Here is a 15,506-nt window from a genome sequence, read left to right on the forward strand (position 1 = left end):
ATTCCGCATGCGCCAGCTTATTTCGCCCCTGGCGATTAATAGCGACACAGCAAACATGGACTTTAGCCCGCATAGTGCCTGGGGATACGATTTTCCCGCGCATGGCAGGCCGGCCGATTGCCAGCGAGGCCCACAGTCACCAGGCCATTCTTGCGTCCGGCCGCGGGACATCGCCCAGACGCATCCAGCGCCTGTCGAGTCAGCCGGTGGGACCACTCAGGCTTTGTATAACAACCTGAACCAAGCGCGTGCAGCCCCCTCGATGCGACCGGCGGACCACTCCACCCGGTCAAACATGAAACGGCACACGGAAAACTGCCCACACGCAGCTGGCCGACGGTCATCCGAACCAGCCTTGTAGCGCGCCTGGTCCAAGCTGCCTTGCCAGCCTCGCCCTGAGCATCGAATCCTTGGTGCAATATCCGGGCTAGGGAATCGTCAGCAGCACTTTCACCGAGCCGTCCGCCTGACTGGCATCAATGTAGCCCAAGGCATCCTTGTGTCGCGAAACCCACGCCTTGACCTCGGCATCATTACCGATCACCTGTGGAGGACTGGCCTTGCCGCTAAAGACCATCTTCGACCAGTACGACTTGAGTTTGGCACCCCGTTTACCTACCACCTTGTCATAGAACTCGGCATGCACCGGACTCTCTTCCTTCTGGTCGACCGGCTTGACTGCCATACCTCCGGGAAAGGTTTTCTTCTTGCCAAGATAGATCAGTTTGACCTGCTTCTTGGTGAGCCCCGCCTCCGGGTTGTCTGGATTGGTGATAACGGCCAGCTCGGCCTGGGCAACACTGGTGGCCAACCCCAGCAGAGTGGCCATGAGCCAGAGACAACTTTTACTAGACTTCATATCCAACCCCCTAGAACACCAAATTCAAAGCGATGCTAAACATATCGACCTCATCTTTCGGGGTATCGCCTCGTTCGAAAAGGCCATACTGACTCTTGAGCATCATGGGGAGATTTGATGCCGAGGCGGCCACCTCCGGTTTTATCCTCTGCCATTCCAGTTTCAGGGCCGCTGCGCTGGCAACTTCATAGCGGAGACCTACCATCACCGATGTTTGTTCCAGACCACCATTACTGTGTTTCAAAGACTGATAGGTGACATGCGGCATTACTTTGCCAAAACGGTGTCCCAGCGTTGCGTACCAGGCATCGATATCGACCGTGCGGGTATTAGACGAGGCATCAAGGTAATCACTCTGGGAGCGCGCATACTCTGCGTAGCCGACGATATCGTTCCAGTCCAATGTTCCACCCACCGATGCGACGACCATCGGCTTGTCATCGAACACCGCCATCATTGCATTCGTCGTATCTGTGGACATAGTCGACCAGTTCATACCCGCCTGAATACTCGCATAGTCGTTGGACAACTTGCCCACGAAGCCATACATCTTGTCAAAATCCATGGCGTCAGTGCTGCGACCACCGGCATATATCTGGACGCTGTATTCTGATTCGTCGCCATAACCCTCGAACACCGCCGCAGCACCATCGTATGACACCAACCCCATGTTTGGCGCTGCCATGTCATCCGAATACACCACTTCAGGCGGCCTGATCCAAGGATACGAATAACCAACGTCATGATATTCAGAGACCAGACTGCCAGCGTATTTATTACGTCCAGCCTTTATCGAAACAGCATCGCTCAAACGGAAGCTTGCAAAACCCCAGTCCAGCACAATATTCTCGCCACCGGGCTCGATGGCCAACTGGCCAGCAACACTCAGATTGGATGCAACATCTGCCGACACACTCAGGCCGAAGGTTGTTTCCTCGAAACTGCCTCGCTCATCAATAGAACCCTCGTCAGCCAGGTATACCGCTTCCGAGTCAGTGACTGATCCCACGGCGTTGACAAATCCACTCCAGCGCACCTCGGCATTAGCACCCTGCATCACCGCCAGCGCCGGAATGCCAGCAAGCAAGGCCAGTTTGAACCGCTTTTTATCCATGACGTTCTCCTTGCATTCTCCACTCACTCCAGGTTCTCCTGCTGGTCCAGCGTCGTGGCAAACGTCACTTCACGCCCTTCCCCTCGACCTACAGTCATCCCTGCCAAAAAAATGGCCCTGAGTCATGCCATTGCAAAAGTCACGCCATCCAAACATGTTCACGACGACTCGAACCTTTCACCTCGCTCTTCATGCCGCCTGAAGAAACAAAGAATCGCTGCACATGGTGACGAGCAATACACAGCCTGCGCCTCCGTGCCCGCCAACAACCCGACACGAAACTTCCCGGCCACTCCTCCACATGTCCGCACAGCCTCACAACATTCTATTTTTTATTGCTTTATTTACATAAAGTTAGAATCCCAACCCCCTAAGACAGCCGCATACAAACATGACAGATGGCACCCTTCTTGCTATCCAGGCCCCATAACCTTTAAGAACGTAATGGGACGGCCCACATCCATGAAGCTGCGCACCCGATTCATCCTCCTCACCCTGGTCACTACCCTGCTGGCCGCCAGTTCCGTATTCGTCACCGGTTGGCTGATCCAGCAGGCGGCCGAAAAACGCTTCAGCGAGATCACCCTGCACGGCAAGCGTGTCCTCTGGGACAAGATCGTCTCCAATCACCTCGAACAACTGGCCATGGCGACCCCCAACCTGACCCGTGACATGGCCATCCTTGAATCGCTAAAGGATGGCGACCAGGAGATGCTGGCCGCCACCACGGGCGGGGTCTTCGAGCTGCTTGGCAGTGGCATCCTCACCCGCCTGGCTCTCATCGATACGGAGGGCCAGACCCTCTATGCCAGCGACGGGAAGATGCCGTCCGGCAAGCTGCTGGCCCGCGCCCTGCAGCAGCAAAAATCAATTCGCGGCATCGAGAGACGCAGCGATGGTTCCGTGGTGGCCGCCGTCGCCCTGCCGCTGTTCCTCAAGGAACGGCTGATCGGTGCCGCGGTCCTCGAGACCGATCTGCGCTCGGCACTCGACGAATTCGCCAGGGCCGACAACTCGGTCGCCTTGCTGCTCACCAACGACGGTCGCCTGCTCCATGCCACCGACAGCAGTCTGGTCGAACGGTTGTTGCCAGCCCTGGACGACAGCGCCAAGGAACAACTGATCAACCGCCATATCGGCGATCGCGCCTACACCCTCACCAGCGTGCCGTTGACCGACGCCAACGGCCAGGACATCGCCCGCCTGGTCAGCGCGGCAGACATGACCGAGAGCCTCGCCGTCCAGCGCCGTCTCGAGCTCGGCGCCCCCTTGCTGATCTTCGCCATCCTGGGGCTGGCCCTGTACGGCATGGTCTGGTATCTGCGCCGCGCCCTGTCGCCACTGAACGAGCTGGCCGAAGGGGCCAGCCGGCTCGGCAAGGGCGAGACCTCGGTACGGATCCGGGAAGAGGGTGACGACGAGGTGGCCACCCTCGCCAAGGCCTTCAACAAGATGGCCCAGCGGGTCGAGGATCTGATCGAGAGCGAGCGCCAGCATGCCGAGGACCTGACCGGCAAGGTGGAGCTTATCGAGGAGGTGGTGGAACTGGCCGCCAAGGGCGACCTCACCGGGCAGTTGATGATCTATCGCGACAACGATGTGGTCTCCGAGCTGGCCAGCGGTATCCAGGCCATGCTCGACAGCCTCAACAACCTGGTGTCGCGCATCCAGCAGTCGGGCATCCAGGTCACCTCCTCGGCCACCGAGATCGCCGCCACCGCCCGCCAGCAGGAGGCCACGGTCAGCGAGCAGGCCGCCACCACCAACGAGATACGCAACACCGTCACCCGCATCTCCGCTACCGCCAAGGAGCTGGTCAACACCATGAACGCGGTCACCGACGTGGCGCTGCAGACCTCGGCCCAAGCCAACCAGGGACGCAGCTCGCTGGGCCGCATGGAGGAGACCATGCGCCATATGATGGAGGCCACCGGCAACATCAACGCCAAGCTGGCGGTGCTGAGCGAGAAGGCGGCCAACATCAACAGCGTGGTGACCACCATCAACAAGGTTGCCGACCAGACCAACCTGCTGTCGCTGAATGCGGCCATCGAGGCCGAAAAGGCCGGCGAATACGGTGCCGGCTTCGCCGTGGTGGCCACCGAGATCCGCCGCCTCGCCGACCAGACGGCAGTGGCCACCTGGGACATCGAACAGATGGTCAAGGAGATGCAGAGCGCCGTCTCCGCCGGGGTCATGGGCATGGAGAAGTTTTCCACCGAGGTGCGCGAAGGCGTGGAAGAGGTGCGTCAGGTCGGCACCCAGCTGACCCAGATCATCGGCCAGGTGGAGAACCTGATCCCCCACTTCGAGGAGGTGCACGAAGGCATGCAGTCCCAGGCCCAGGGGGCTCACCAGATCTCCGAGGCCATCGTGCAGCTGGCGGAATCCGCCCAACAGACGGCGGAATCGCTGCGTCAGTCCAACGGCGCCATCCAGCAGCTCAACGAGGCCGCCCAGCAGCTGCAGGAGGGGGTTTCCCACTTCAAGGTCAGCGCCTAGCCCGCATATTGCACGAAGGCGGCCTTGAAAGCGTAATTTTTCCGGTATTTATCAAGGCAGTGATTCCCTATGCGAACAATTGTGCCCAGTTACAGTTTGTGCCTATCCGAGTTCAGACCAAATCTGGCGTCGCATTCTGCCCGATCCCCCTTGAACCATAGCTACGGCTATGCTTCGGCGGACGATCGAACAGACTGCTTGGCCAGATTCGCCCTGAAACTCGAATCCTTCGTGCAATATGCGGGCTAGGAGGGAGAGGAGCCGGCCCCATGCTGTACCTAGCCCTGCAACTCGGTGAAGAACGCTACCTGCTGACGGTACGGCCGATCGTCGAGATCCTGCCCTTCGTGCGCCTCCGCCGGCTGCCCCAGGCCGATCCGCTGCTGGCCGGCCTGCTCGACTACCGCGGCACCGCCCTGCCGGTGCTCGACCTGGTCTGGCTGGCCGTGGAACGCAGCAGCCGGCCGCTGCTCACCACCCGCATCATCCTCGTCGACCTGCCGCTGGCCGACGGCGGCCGGCAACGCGTGGGACTGCTGGCGGAACAGGTGGAAGAGACGCTGGCGCTGGACGATTCGGCCTTCCAGGCGAGCGGCGTGAAGGCCCGCAATGCCCCCTGGCTGGGCCCCGTCGCCCAGCATGGCGGCGGCCTGATCCAGCGCATCGAACTCGACCGACTGCTCTCGCCTGCCGAGCAGCAGGCCCTGTTCGCGGACGCTGACTGATGTCACTGGAACAGATCGCACAGTTGCTGCAGCAACGCATGGGTCTGGATGCCAGTACCGTCGGTCTCGGCGTGGTCGAGCACGCCGTGCTGCAGCGCATGACCCGCCAGCGACTGGATACGACCGAGGCCTATCTGCTGCAGCTGCAACAGGATGCAGAGGAGCTGCAACAGCTGATCGAGGAGGTGGTGGTGCCGGAGACCTGGTTCTTCCGCGACCTGCACCCCTTCCAGGCCCTGGCCCAGTCTCTGGAAAACGAACTGCAGCGGCGTCCCCTGCGCCTGCTCAGCCTGCCCTGTTCCACCGGCGAGGAGGCCTATACCCTGGCCATGACCCTGCTCGATGCCGGGCTGGAGGATGGGGACTTCCACATCGACGGCATCGACATCAGCCAGCGCAACCTGGCCGCGGCGCGCACCGCGCGTTACCGACCCAACGCCTTCCGCGGTGACCAGCTGGGCTTCCGTGAGCGCTATTTCAATGCCATCGGCGGCATCTACGAGCTTGACCCGAGGGTGCGGCGGACGGTGCATTTCGAATGCGCCAACCTGCTGGAAACGGACCTCGGCACGGGCCGCGATCCGTATGACGTCATCTTCTGCCGCAACCTGCTCATCTATTTCGACCGCCCGACCCGCGAGCGGGCCCTGGACGTACTCGACTCCCTGCTGCACGACGACGGGCTGCTGTTCCTGGGCCATGCCGAGGCCAACGCACTGCAGGGTCGGCCCTTCCAGCCACTGCCTCAGCCACGCTGTTTCGGCTTTCGCCGGCTCGCCGACAGGCCCTCGCCGCGCGAGCCGCAGCCCGTGGCGCGCCCGCTCGACTGGACACCGTCATCCCGGCTCCGCCGGCCTCGGCCAGCCGCACCCGCCCTGGCGACGGCCGCCGCGCTCAGCCAGCCCGAGCCTCCGGCCGAAACCGCCCCCAGCCTCGAGCAGCGGTTGGCCGAAATCGAGGGGATGGCCGACCAGGGGGCGCTGGAAGACGCGGCGGCGGCCTGCGAGGCCCTGTTGCAAACCGAGGGGCCCGTTGCCCGGGCCTTCTATCTGCTCGGCCTGATCCGTCATGCCTCCAACCACATCGAGGCCGCCGATGCCCTGCTGCGCAAGGCCCTCTACCTGGACCCCGACTACTGCCCGGCGATCTCCCAGCTCGCCCTGCTCTGCGAACGCCAGGGCAAGGCAGCCGAGGCCGGGCGGCTGCGTCAGCGGCTGGCACGCTGCCTTGAACGCCATCCGGAGCCCAGCTCATGAGCAGGCCGGACCCTGCACGACCCGCCATCGACGACTGCTGGAACCGGATCGGCGTCTGGCGTCGCGGGGAGACCGCCTGTCCGCAGCTCGAGCACGTCATCCACTGCCGAAACTGCGAGGTCTACGCCCGCGCCGGGCGCGAACTGCTGCAGCACGCCATTGACCCGCAGGATCGCGAGGAATGGACGCTCAACTACGCCCGGCCACGCCCCCACAAGGAGCGCGGCCGAGACAGCGCCCTGATCTTCCGCCTGGGAGACGACTGGCTGGCGCTGCCCGGCCCGGTGATCCGCGAGATCACGCGCAGCAGCACCGTCCGCCGCCTGCCGCACAACCGCAACCCGCTGCTCAAGGGGCTGGTCAATCTGCGTGGCGAACTGCAGCTATGCCTCTCCCTGGGACGCCTGCTCGGCCTGAACAAGGGCCAGGAACCGGCCGCCTACGGCAGCATGGCCATCGCCGAACGCATGCTCTTCATCGGCCGCGAGGAGCAGCGTTACGTGTTTCCGGTCACCGAGGTCAGCGGCATCCACCACTACGCGGACACCGAGCTGCACGAACTGCCGGCGACGCTGGACGCAACCCGCAGCCGCTTCAGCCGCGGCATCCTCCACTGGCGCGAAGCCCAGGTGGCCCTGCTCGATGCCGACCGCCTGTTCGACCACCTGGGACGGGAACTGGGATGAACGACACGCAGCGACCGCACGCCGATCTGTCGATGCTGGCCCTGTTCCGCCAGGAGGTCGAGGCCCAGGCCCGCCTGCTCAGCGACGGCCTGCTGCAACTGGAACAGACCCCGACCGACAGCGGCTGCCTCGAAGGCCTGATGCGCGCCGCGCACTCGCTCAAGGGCGCCGCGCGCATGGTCGGCGTCGATACCGCCAGCCGGGTGGCCCATGCCATGGAGGACACCTTCGTCGCCGCCCAGCAGGGCAGCCTGCAGCTCGGCCCCGCCCAGATCGACCGTCTGCTGCAGGCTCTCGACCTGCTGCAGGCGATCGCCAGCCATGCCGAGGACCCGGCCTGGATCGAACGGCAGGACCAGCAGATCGAACAGTGCATCCATGACCTGGGCCAGCTCGACAGTGCCACCACCGAAACGACAGCGGCCGGGGAAACGAATGCCGCGGCAGAGGCCCCGGCCGTCCCGGCCGCCATCGATCCAATCCCCCTGGCCCTCTATCAGTCGGAGGCGTCACGGCACCTGGCGACGCTCGCCGAGGGCCTGCCGGCCTTGGCCGAAGACGGTGACACCAGGCGGCTGGATTCGCTGCTCGAGGCCTGCAACGCGCTGCAGAGCGCGGCCGGGCTGGTCGGCCTCGAAGGTGTGGAACGGCTCACCACCGCCATGCAGCAGCGTCTGCAGCAGGCCCGCCAGGCGGACAGCCGGGACGAGGACGGGCTCGAAGCCCTGCTGGCCGCCCATTCGCTGCTGGCCGGACTGGACCCGGCCACGGATACGGCTGCCATAACCGGCGGCGGGGCGATCGAGGCCCTGTGCCGCCGACTCGGCGGGCAACGAGAGGAGATGGCCGCCACCCAAGTCAGCCAGGCGGACACCCCACCGCCTGCCGCCCCCTCAGCGACGGCGGATCCGGCTCCCGGAGCACCCCCAACCGAAGCGGACAATGCCGACAACGCGGTGCGCATCTCCGCCGAGAACCTCAACCGGCTGATGGGGCTGGCCGGCGAGGTCCAGGTCGAGAGCCGCTGGCTGCGCCCCCATGCCGATGCCCTGCTGCAACTCAAGTACCGGCAGAGCGAACTGGTCGGCCTGCTCGACCGCCTGCGCGAACAGCTCGACGAAGCCGGCACCGGCAACGATTATCTGTACAGCACCCTGCAGGACGCCCAGCGCAAGGCCGATCAGGGACGCCAGCTGCTCAGCGAGCGGCTCGGCGAGCTGGAGGACTTCGAGCGCCGCAGCCACAACCTGGCCGAACGCCTCAACCGGGAGGTCATCGCCAGCCGCATGCGGCCCTTTGCCGACGGGGTGCACGGCTTCCGCCGCATGGTACGTGACCTGGCGCGCGAACTCGGCAAACAGGTCGAGTTCGAGATCCAGGGCCTGGCCACCCGGGTCGATCGCGATATCCTCGAACGCCTGGAGGCCCCGCTCACCCATCTGCTGCGCAACGCCCTGGATCACGGCATCGAGACCCCTGAGGAACGCGAGGCTGCCGGCAAGCCGCCGCGGGCCCGGCTGCGGCTGCAGGCCATGCACAGCGCCGGCATGCTCTCCATCCTGGTGGAGGACGACGGTCGGGGCATGGACCTCGAGGCGCTGCGCCGCAAGGTGGTGGAGCGGGGGCTGCTCGAGGCCGGCCTGGCGGACGCCCTGTCCGAGGCCGAGCTGATGGAGTTCATCTTCCTGCCGGGCTTCACCACCCGCAACACCGTGACCGACCTCTCCGGCCGCGGCGTCGGACTGGACGTGGTGCACAGCGTGGTGCAGGAGATGCGCGGCGTGGTCCATGCCCACAGCCAGCCCGGCCAGGGCATGCGCTTCCATCTGCAACTGCCTCTGACCCTGTCGGTGATGCGCACCCTGCTGGTGGAGATCGGCGGTGAACCCTATGCCATCCCGCTCGCCCAGATCCATCACACCCTGAAGCTGGCGGCGGACAAGGTGGAACACATCGAGGGCTATCCCGGCTTTCTCCTCGGCGACCAGCACATCGGCCTGATCGAGGCCGGCCAGGTCCTGGAGCTGCCGGCGGCGGAACGCGAGGAGGACACCCTCTGTGTCGTGGTCCTGGGCGAGCACCGCAAACGCTACGGCTTCGTGGTCGACGCCTTCCGTGGCGAGGCCAGCCTGGTGGTGCGACCGCTCGATCCGCGGCTCGGCAAACTGCAGGACATCAGCGCCGCCGCCCTGCTGGAGAACGGCGATCCCTGCCTGATCATCGATGTCGACGACCTGCTGCGCTCGGCCGAGGTGCAGATCGCCGGCGGCCGGCTGAGCAGCCTGCAGGCGGCCGGCAAGGGACAGCACAGGACCGACGGCAAACGCATCCTGGTGGTCGACGACTCGATCACGGTACGCGAGGTGGAACGCAACATGCTGGCCAACCGCGGCTACTGGGTCGACGTCGCCGTGGACGGCATGGACGGCTGGAACGCAGTGCGCAGCGGCGACTATCAACTGGTGATCTCCGACATCGACATGCCGCGCATGAACGGCTTCGAACTGGTCAGTCATATCAAGAACGACCCGAATCTGAAATCCCTTCCAGTAATGATTGTCTCCTACAAGGATCGCGAGGAGGACCGACAGCGCGGACTGGAGGTCGGCGCCGACTATTACCTGACCAAGGGCAGCTTTCATGACGAAACGCTGCTCGAAGCGGTCGCCGATCTGATAGGCGAGGCATGAACAGACCGACCCGCAGTCCTGAACACTTCCACAAGCGGCGCCTGAAGGTGGCCGTGGTCAACGACTCGGTGATGGCCAGCGAGCTGCTGTGCCGCACCATCGAGGCCGACGGCCGCCACGAACTTGCCTGGCTGGCGAAGGACGGCGCCGAGGCCCTGCAACGCTGCCGCCGTGACCGCCCGGACATCCTGCTCATGGATCTGCTCATGCCGAACATGGACGGGGTGGAGGCGACCCGGCGCATCATGGCCGAGGCCCCCTGCGCCATCATCGTGGTCACCACCAGCATCGACGACAACGCCGCGCGGGTCTTCGAGGCCATGGGCGCCGGTGCCCTGGATGCGGTCAACACCCCGGTGGCCGGTCCCGATGCCGGCAGCCAGCTGCTGGACAAGATCGACTTGGTGGCACGCCTCATCGACCCCCGCCCCTGCCGCGGTGCCCGGCAGCAGGCCAGGGAGACCCCGCTCGACGCGGAAACCGACTGGCTGGTGGCCATCGGCGCCTCCAGTGGCGGCCCGGCGGCGGCCAGCGCCCTGCTGGCCGGGTTGCCGGCTGATCTGGAGGCCGCCTACGTGCTGGTCCAGCACCTGGATCCCGCCTTCGCCCCCGCCTTCGCCCGCTGGCTGGATACCGAGCTGCCGCTGGAAGTACGGCTGGCCCGGGCCGGAGACCGCCCCCGAGTCGGCACCCTGCTGGTGGGCAACGGGCCGCACCACCTGGTGCTGAACGCCGACGGCCGCCTGGCCTACGACCGGGAACCCGTCGACTGCCCCTACCACCCTTCGGTGGACGCCCTGTTCAGCAGCCTGGCCCGGCGCCGGCGGCGGCGCTGCATCGGCGTGCTGCTGACCGGCATGGGCCGTGACGGCGCCCGCGGCCTGCTGGCGCTGCGCGAGGCCGGGCATGCGACCATCGCCCAGGACGAAGCCAGCAGCGCCATCTACGGCATGCCCAAGGCCGCCGCGGAACTCGATGCCGCCGGCGCCATCCTCCCCCTGGAGGATATCGGCACCGAACTTGTGCGCCTGATCCGGGGCAAAGGGTTCAAAAAACAATAAACTAATCCGGAAATCGACCGATAGTGACGGTTATGGAACCAGAATCGACAGAATCTGCCTCCCGGCTGGTGGTGCTCCTGGTCGACGACCAGGCCATGGTCGCCGAGGGCATCCGCCGCATGCTGGAGGACGAAGCGGACATCGATTTCCATTACTGCCAGGATCCGCGCGAGGCCCTGCAGATGGCGACCGAGGTCGGTGCCACCACCATCCTCCAGGATCTGGTGATGCCCGGCATCGACGGCCTGATGCTGGTCCGTTTCTACCGTTCCAATCCGGACACCCGCGACATCCCGGTGATCGTCCTCTCCAGCAAGGAGGATCCGAACACCAAGAGCGAGGCCTTCCGCAACGGTGCCAACGACTACCTGGTCAAACTGCCGGACAAGATCGAGCTGGTGGCACGCATCCAGGCCCACTCGCGCAGCTACCTGGCCCACCGCGAGCGCGACGAGGCCTATCAGAAGCTGCGCGATATCCAGCGCCAGCTGGAACACAGCAATGCCCGCCTCGAGGAGAGCAACCGGGAACTGCAGCGGCTGTCCTCCCTGGACGGCCTCACCGGCATCGCCAACCGCCGACAGTTCGACAAGACGCTGGAACAGGAATGGCGGCGGGCCAGGCGCAACCGTTCCCAGTTGTCGCTGATCATGCTCGACATCGACTATTTCAAGCACTACAACGACCACCTCGGCCACCAGTGTGGTGACGACTGCCTGCGCTCGGTGGCCCGCGCCCTGGACGAGGTCGTGTGCCGCAACGGCGACCTGATCGCCCGCTACGGTGGCGAGGAATTCGCGGTGATCATGCCGGACACGTCCCTGAAGGGCGCCCACCAGGTGGCGGAGAACATCCGCCAGGCGATCACCGATCTGCAGATCGAGCACCCGGCCTCGGACATCGGCCGACACCTGACCCTGAGCATCGGGGTCGCCAGCGCCGAGCCCAGCGAACAGGGTTCCCCGGCCGCCCTGCTGACCCGCGCCGACCAGGCGCTCTACCAGGCCAAGGACAAGGGCCGCAACCGCATCGAACTGGCGGCCCCGCTGGCGGGGCCGCGCCCGGCCAGCGTCGGCCAGGCCTGAACCAACGCCTCGCCAAACGCCCGCCCAGGCCCTATCATTGCCCTGGCCGCACAGCAATCCGCCACCCCGGTGGGCCATCCAACCCGCCCCGGCACCCGGGACCGGAGCGCGGCGGCATCCGCTACTGGACAACTCAAGCAGGGGGCACGCAGCTCATGACCTTTGTCGTTGGCGATAACTGCATCAAGTGTAAATACACCGATTGTGTCGAGGTCTGTCCCGTGGACTGCTTCCACGAGGGGCCGAACTTCCTGGTCATCGACCCGGAGGAATGCATCGACTGTACCCTCTGCGAGCCCGAGTGCCCGGCGGAGGCCATCTTCCCCGAGGACGATTTGCCGGCGGATCAGCAGCAGTACCTCGAACTGAATGCCGAACTGGCCCAGCAGTGGCCGGTGATCACCGAGAAGAAGGATCCGCTGCCGGATGCCGACGACTGGAACGGCGTCGAGGACAAGCTCAAATACCTGGAGCGCTGATCCCTGCCCGTGAACCCGCGGTCCGCCGGTGCCATCCAGATCCTTCCCTATGAGCAGGATCTGCTGGCCACCGCCGCGCTCCAGGTGGTCGCCGACCAGGCCGAGCGGCTGCCGGATCTGAGTGCGGTCAGCCTGCTGCTGCCGACCGGACTCGCCGCCGCCCCCCTGCGACGTGAACTGCTGGCCGCCGCACGCCAGGCCGGGCACGCGGCCCTGCTCGGCCCGCGTATCGAGTGCCTGCGCGACTGGGTGCTCGCCGCAGCCCCGGATGGACCTCGCGCCCTCGGCAAGGCCGCCTGCGAACTGGCGCTGGTCGAGGCGCTGCGCGGTCACGCCGGGCTGTTCGGCGAAGAGGATCCCTGGCACATCACCACCCCCCTCTGGCGGCTGCTGCAGGAACTCAGCCTGCATGGCGGACTGCTGCCCGACGACCCGGCAGAGCTGGCCGCCCGCCTGGCCAGCGGCTATGGCGTGGAGGACAGCGAGGCACTGCCACCAGCGCTGCAACACGAGGCCGAGATCGTCCATCGCCTGTGGCAGGCGTGGAACCAGCAGCTCCAGGCCGAGGGGGTGACAGACCCGGCCGGCCTCTACCGGCAGGCCCTGGAGGAACTCGGCCGCCAGGGCCCGCCGGGCCCGGTCTACCTGATCGGCCTGCACGACCTCAGCGCGGCCGAATGGAACTGGCTGGGCCCCTGGCTGGAAGCGGGCCAGGCCCGCTGGCTGCTGCACGGCAACCCGGAGTACAGCCAGGGACCCGGCGCCGCCCTGGCCGATCTCGCCGCCCGGGACGCGAGCTGGCGCGTGGCGGAGCCGACGGATGCCCCCTACGCGGCCTTCCTCGATGCCCTCCACCCCCGCCCCGGCGAGACCCTCGCCCACCGCGCCGCGATCCTGCGCCAGCAATGGCCCCAGAGCCCGGCCACCGGGCGCCTGCACGTCTTCGCGGCCGACTCGGCCGAGCAGGAGGCACGCGCCATCGAGCTGCAGGTGCGGCGCTGGCTGCTGGAGGACCTGGCGCCGGTCGGTGTCGTCACCGAGGATCGCCGGCTGGCCCGACGGGTGCGGGCACTGCTGGAACGGGCCGGCATCACGCTGCAGGACAGCGGCGGCTGGGCGCTGTCCACCACCAGTGCCGCCACCACCCTGGAGCGCTGGCTGGAATGCATCGAGGAGGACTTCGCCCACCAGCCACTGCTCGACCTGCTCAAGTCGCCCTTCAGCTTCGCCGCGGAGGACCGGGATGAGCACCTGGCGACCGTCTACCGTCTGGAACAGGACATCATCCTCCACGAGAACGTCGCCCGGGGCCTCGACCGCTACCGACATCACCTGGAGTATCGCCGGCGGCGCCTCGCGCCGGGCGGCGGCGAGGGCCACTACCAGGCGATCCTCGATCTGCTCCGCCGGCTGGAGGGCGCGGCCACGGGGCTGCAACAGCTGCGCCTGGGCGAACACCCGGCGGCGGACTTCCTGCTTGCCCTGCGCGAGGGCCTCGAACAGCTCCAGGTCTGGCCGGCACTGGAGGCAGATCCCGCCGGCCAGCGCATCGTCCAGCTCTGGGAGGAGCTGCACAGCGCAGCCCGCGAGCAGCCCCTGGATCTGGACTGGGACGGCTTCCGCACCTGGCTGGGACGCAGCCTGGAACAGGGACACTTCCAGCCGCCGGCCGATGCCGGGCCGGTCCGGCTGCTCAACCTGGAACAGGCCCAGACCCAGCGTTTCGCCGCCCTGGTGATCGGCGGCTGCGACCGCGACCGGCTGCCGGGCACCCCGCCACCCAGCCCCTTCTTCAACGAGGCGGTGCGCGCCGAGCTGGGCCTGCCCGGCTGGCAGCGGCAGCAGACGCTGTGCCTCTACCGCTTTCGCTGCCTGCTCTCGTCGGCACCGCGCCTGCTGCTCAGCCACCGCCGCGAGGAGGCTGGCGAACCCGTGCTGCCCAGTCCCTGGCTGGAGGCGCTCGAGGCCCTGCACCGCATGGCCTGGGGACAGGGCCTCGAGGATCCAACCCTGGCGGCCCTGGTCGAGGATCCGGCCACGGCCGTGGCGGCCCCGCAGCCGGCGCCCCGGCCGCCGGTGCCGGCCCGACCGGCACCGGCCATCCCCGCCGCCCTGCGCCCTCGCCGGGTCAGTCCGAGCAGCCACCAGCGCCTGATCGACTGCCCCTACCGCTGGTTTGCCGCTGACTGCCTGACCCTGCGCGCCCCCGAACCGGTGCGCGAGGCGTTGCAGAAGTCGGATTACGGCGAGCGGGTGCACCGTTGCCTGGAAGCCTTCCATGGCGAGGTGCGGGGGCTTGCGGGGCCCTTCCGGGGCCCCCTGGACAAGGCGCATCGCGATCTGGCCATCGGCCTGCTGGAGCGGATCGCCCGGCAGGTATTCGCCGCCGACCTGGAGGACAACTTCGAGCATCGCGGCTGGCTGAAACGCTGGCAGCGGCTGATCCCGGCCTATATCGACTGGCAGATCGCCCAGCAGGCGCAGTGGCGGGTGGTGGCCGTGGAGCAGCAGCGCGAGCAGCCGCTGGACGAGGGGCTGTCGCTCAAGGGCCGGCTGGACCGGCTGGACCGGGGGGACGACGGACTGTGCATCATCGACTACAAGACCGGCGGCCTGCCCGCCCAGGCCGAGGTGGAGGCCGGGGAGGCGGTGCAGTTGCCGCTGTACGCGGCGCTGGCCGGGGACGAACCGGTGGCCCGCGTGCTCTATCTCAGGCTGGACAACGACAAGGTCAGTGCCCCGGTCGAACTAGCGGACGAGAAGCTGGCCGAACTGAGCGAGGCCGTGCTCCGGCGCCTGCGCGAGACCACGACCGCCATCGACGCAGGGGCCAGGCTGCCGGCCTGGGGAGACGCCGGGACCTGCCGCCACTGCGATATGGGCGGCCTGTGCCGGCGCGAGGTCTGGTGCGAGGAAGAGGAAAAAGTCGGCGACTGAAAAAAGAAAGGCGGCCCGAAGGCCGCCTTTTCCTCGCGGGCAATCCTGCCCGATTCCGTTCCCTCGGAGGTCGCCGTCCCTGGAACCCTTCCCTGCCCGCTTCCTGAAGACA

The 15,506-nt window shown here is 66.4% G+C and carries 11 protein-coding genes; 9 read left to right on the forward strand and 2 right to left on the reverse strand.

The features are described 5' to 3' along the window. Positions 1–427: 427 nt before the first annotated feature. A complete protein-coding gene (locus QVG61_RS09545; protein ID WP_289930403.1) occupies positions 428–829 on the reverse strand; it encodes a phosphate ABC transporter substrate-binding protein in 402 nt (133 codons plus the stop codon). A 40-nt stretch (positions 830–869) separates the two neighbouring features. Further along, positions 870–1,973, reverse strand: a complete 1,104-nt coding sequence (locus QVG61_RS09550; RefSeq protein ID WP_289930404.1) for a hypothetical protein — start codon at positions 1,971–1,973, stop codon at positions 870–872. A 462-nt stretch (positions 1,974–2,435) separates the two neighbouring features. On the opposite strand from QVG61_RS09550, the gene QVG61_RS09555 reads away from it, so the two are divergent. The 9 genes from QVG61_RS09555 (at position 2,436) to QVG61_RS09595 (ending at position 15,394) form a co-directional block, all read left to right on the forward strand. Then, on the forward strand, positions 2,436–4,475 hold the full coding sequence (locus tag QVG61_RS09555) for a methyl-accepting chemotaxis protein (protein ID WP_289930405.1): 2,040 nt from the start codon (positions 2,436–2,438) through the stop codon (positions 4,473–4,475). A gap of 269 nt (positions 4,476–4,744) precedes the next feature. Further along, positions 4,745–5,200, forward strand: coding sequence for a chemotaxis protein CheW (locus QVG61_RS09560; RefSeq protein ID WP_289930406.1), 456 nt, complete (start codon positions 4,745–4,747; stop codon positions 5,198–5,200). Then, entirely contained in the window at positions 5,200–6,456 is a 1,257-nt protein-coding gene (locus tag QVG61_RS09565; protein WP_289930407.1) for a CheR family methyltransferase, read from the forward strand. The genes QVG61_RS09560 and QVG61_RS09565 overlap by 1 nt, the downstream gene beginning before the upstream one ends. Continuing rightward, positions 6,453–7,142 carry a chemotaxis protein CheW gene (locus tag QVG61_RS09570; RefSeq protein ID WP_289930408.1) on the forward strand — a complete coding sequence of 230 codons (690 nt, stop codon included), beginning with the start codon at positions 6,453–6,455 and terminating at the stop codon, positions 7,140–7,142. The genes QVG61_RS09565 and QVG61_RS09570 overlap by 4 nt, the downstream gene beginning before the upstream one ends. Further along, a complete protein-coding gene (locus QVG61_RS09575; protein ID WP_289930409.1) occupies positions 7,139–9,832 on the forward strand; it encodes a hybrid sensor histidine kinase/response regulator in 2,694 nt (897 codons plus the stop codon). The genes QVG61_RS09570 and QVG61_RS09575 overlap by 4 nt, the downstream gene beginning before the upstream one ends. 41 nt (positions 9,833–9,873) lie before the next feature. Next, on the forward strand, positions 9,874–10,893 hold the full coding sequence (gene cheB / locus QVG61_RS09580) for a chemotaxis-specific protein-glutamate methyltransferase CheB (RefSeq protein ID WP_354671219.1): 1,020 nt from the start codon (positions 9,874–9,876) through the stop codon (positions 10,891–10,893). Between the two features lie 32 nt (positions 10,894–10,925). Next, on the forward strand, positions 10,926–11,978 hold the full coding sequence (locus tag QVG61_RS09585) for a PleD family two-component system response regulator (RefSeq protein WP_289930411.1): 1,053 nt from the start codon (positions 10,926–10,928) through the stop codon (positions 11,976–11,978). A gap of 155 nt (positions 11,979–12,133) precedes the next feature. Continuing rightward, on the forward strand, positions 12,134–12,457 hold the full coding sequence (gene fdxA / locus QVG61_RS09590) for a ferredoxin FdxA (RefSeq protein WP_289930412.1): 324 nt from the start codon (positions 12,134–12,136) through the stop codon (positions 12,455–12,457). A 9-nt stretch (positions 12,458–12,466) separates the two neighbouring features. Next, entirely contained in the window at positions 12,467–15,394 is a 2,928-nt protein-coding gene (locus tag QVG61_RS09595) for a PD-(D/E)XK nuclease family protein (RefSeq protein ID WP_289930413.1), read from the forward strand. The last annotated feature ends 112 nt before the right edge of the window (positions 15,395–15,506 follow it).

Origin of the sequence: Thiohalobacter sp. IOR34, from assembly GCF_030406045.1 — a bacterium.
Lineage (GTDB): Bacteria > Pseudomonadota > Gammaproteobacteria > Thiohalobacterales > Thiohalobacteraceae.

Excerpts from the sequence above, each read along its gene's own strand:
- QVG61_RS09545 (WP_289930403.1), bottom strand. The coding sequence starts at position 829 with ATGGCCACTCTGCTGGGGTTGGCCACCAGTGTTGCCCAGGCCGAGCTG.
- QVG61_RS09550 (WP_289930404.1), bottom strand. The coding sequence starts at position 1,973 with ATGGATAAAAAGCGGTTCAAACTGGCCTTGCTTGCTGGCATTCCGGCG.
- QVG61_RS09555 (WP_289930405.1), top strand. The coding sequence starts at position 2,436 with ATGAAGCTGCGCACCCGATTCATCCTCCTCACCCTGGTCACTACCCTG.
- QVG61_RS09560 (WP_289930406.1), top strand. The coding sequence starts at position 4,745 with ATGCTGTACCTAGCCCTGCAACTCGGTGAAGAACGCTACCTGCTGACG.
- QVG61_RS09565 (WP_289930407.1), top strand. The coding sequence starts at position 5,200 with ATGTCACTGGAACAGATCGCACAGTTGCTGCAGCAACGCATGGGTCTG.
- QVG61_RS09570 (WP_289930408.1), top strand. The coding sequence starts at position 6,453 with ATGAGCAGGCCGGACCCTGCACGACCCGCCATCGACGACTGCTGGAAC.
- QVG61_RS09575 (WP_289930409.1), top strand. The coding sequence starts at position 7,139 with ATGAACGACACGCAGCGACCGCACGCCGATCTGTCGATGCTGGCCCTG.
- QVG61_RS09585 (WP_289930411.1), top strand. The coding sequence starts at position 10,926 with ATGGAACCAGAATCGACAGAATCTGCCTCCCGGCTGGTGGTGCTCCTG.
- fdxA (WP_289930412.1), top strand. The coding sequence starts at position 12,134 with ATGACCTTTGTCGTTGGCGATAACTGCATCAAGTGTAAATACACCGAT.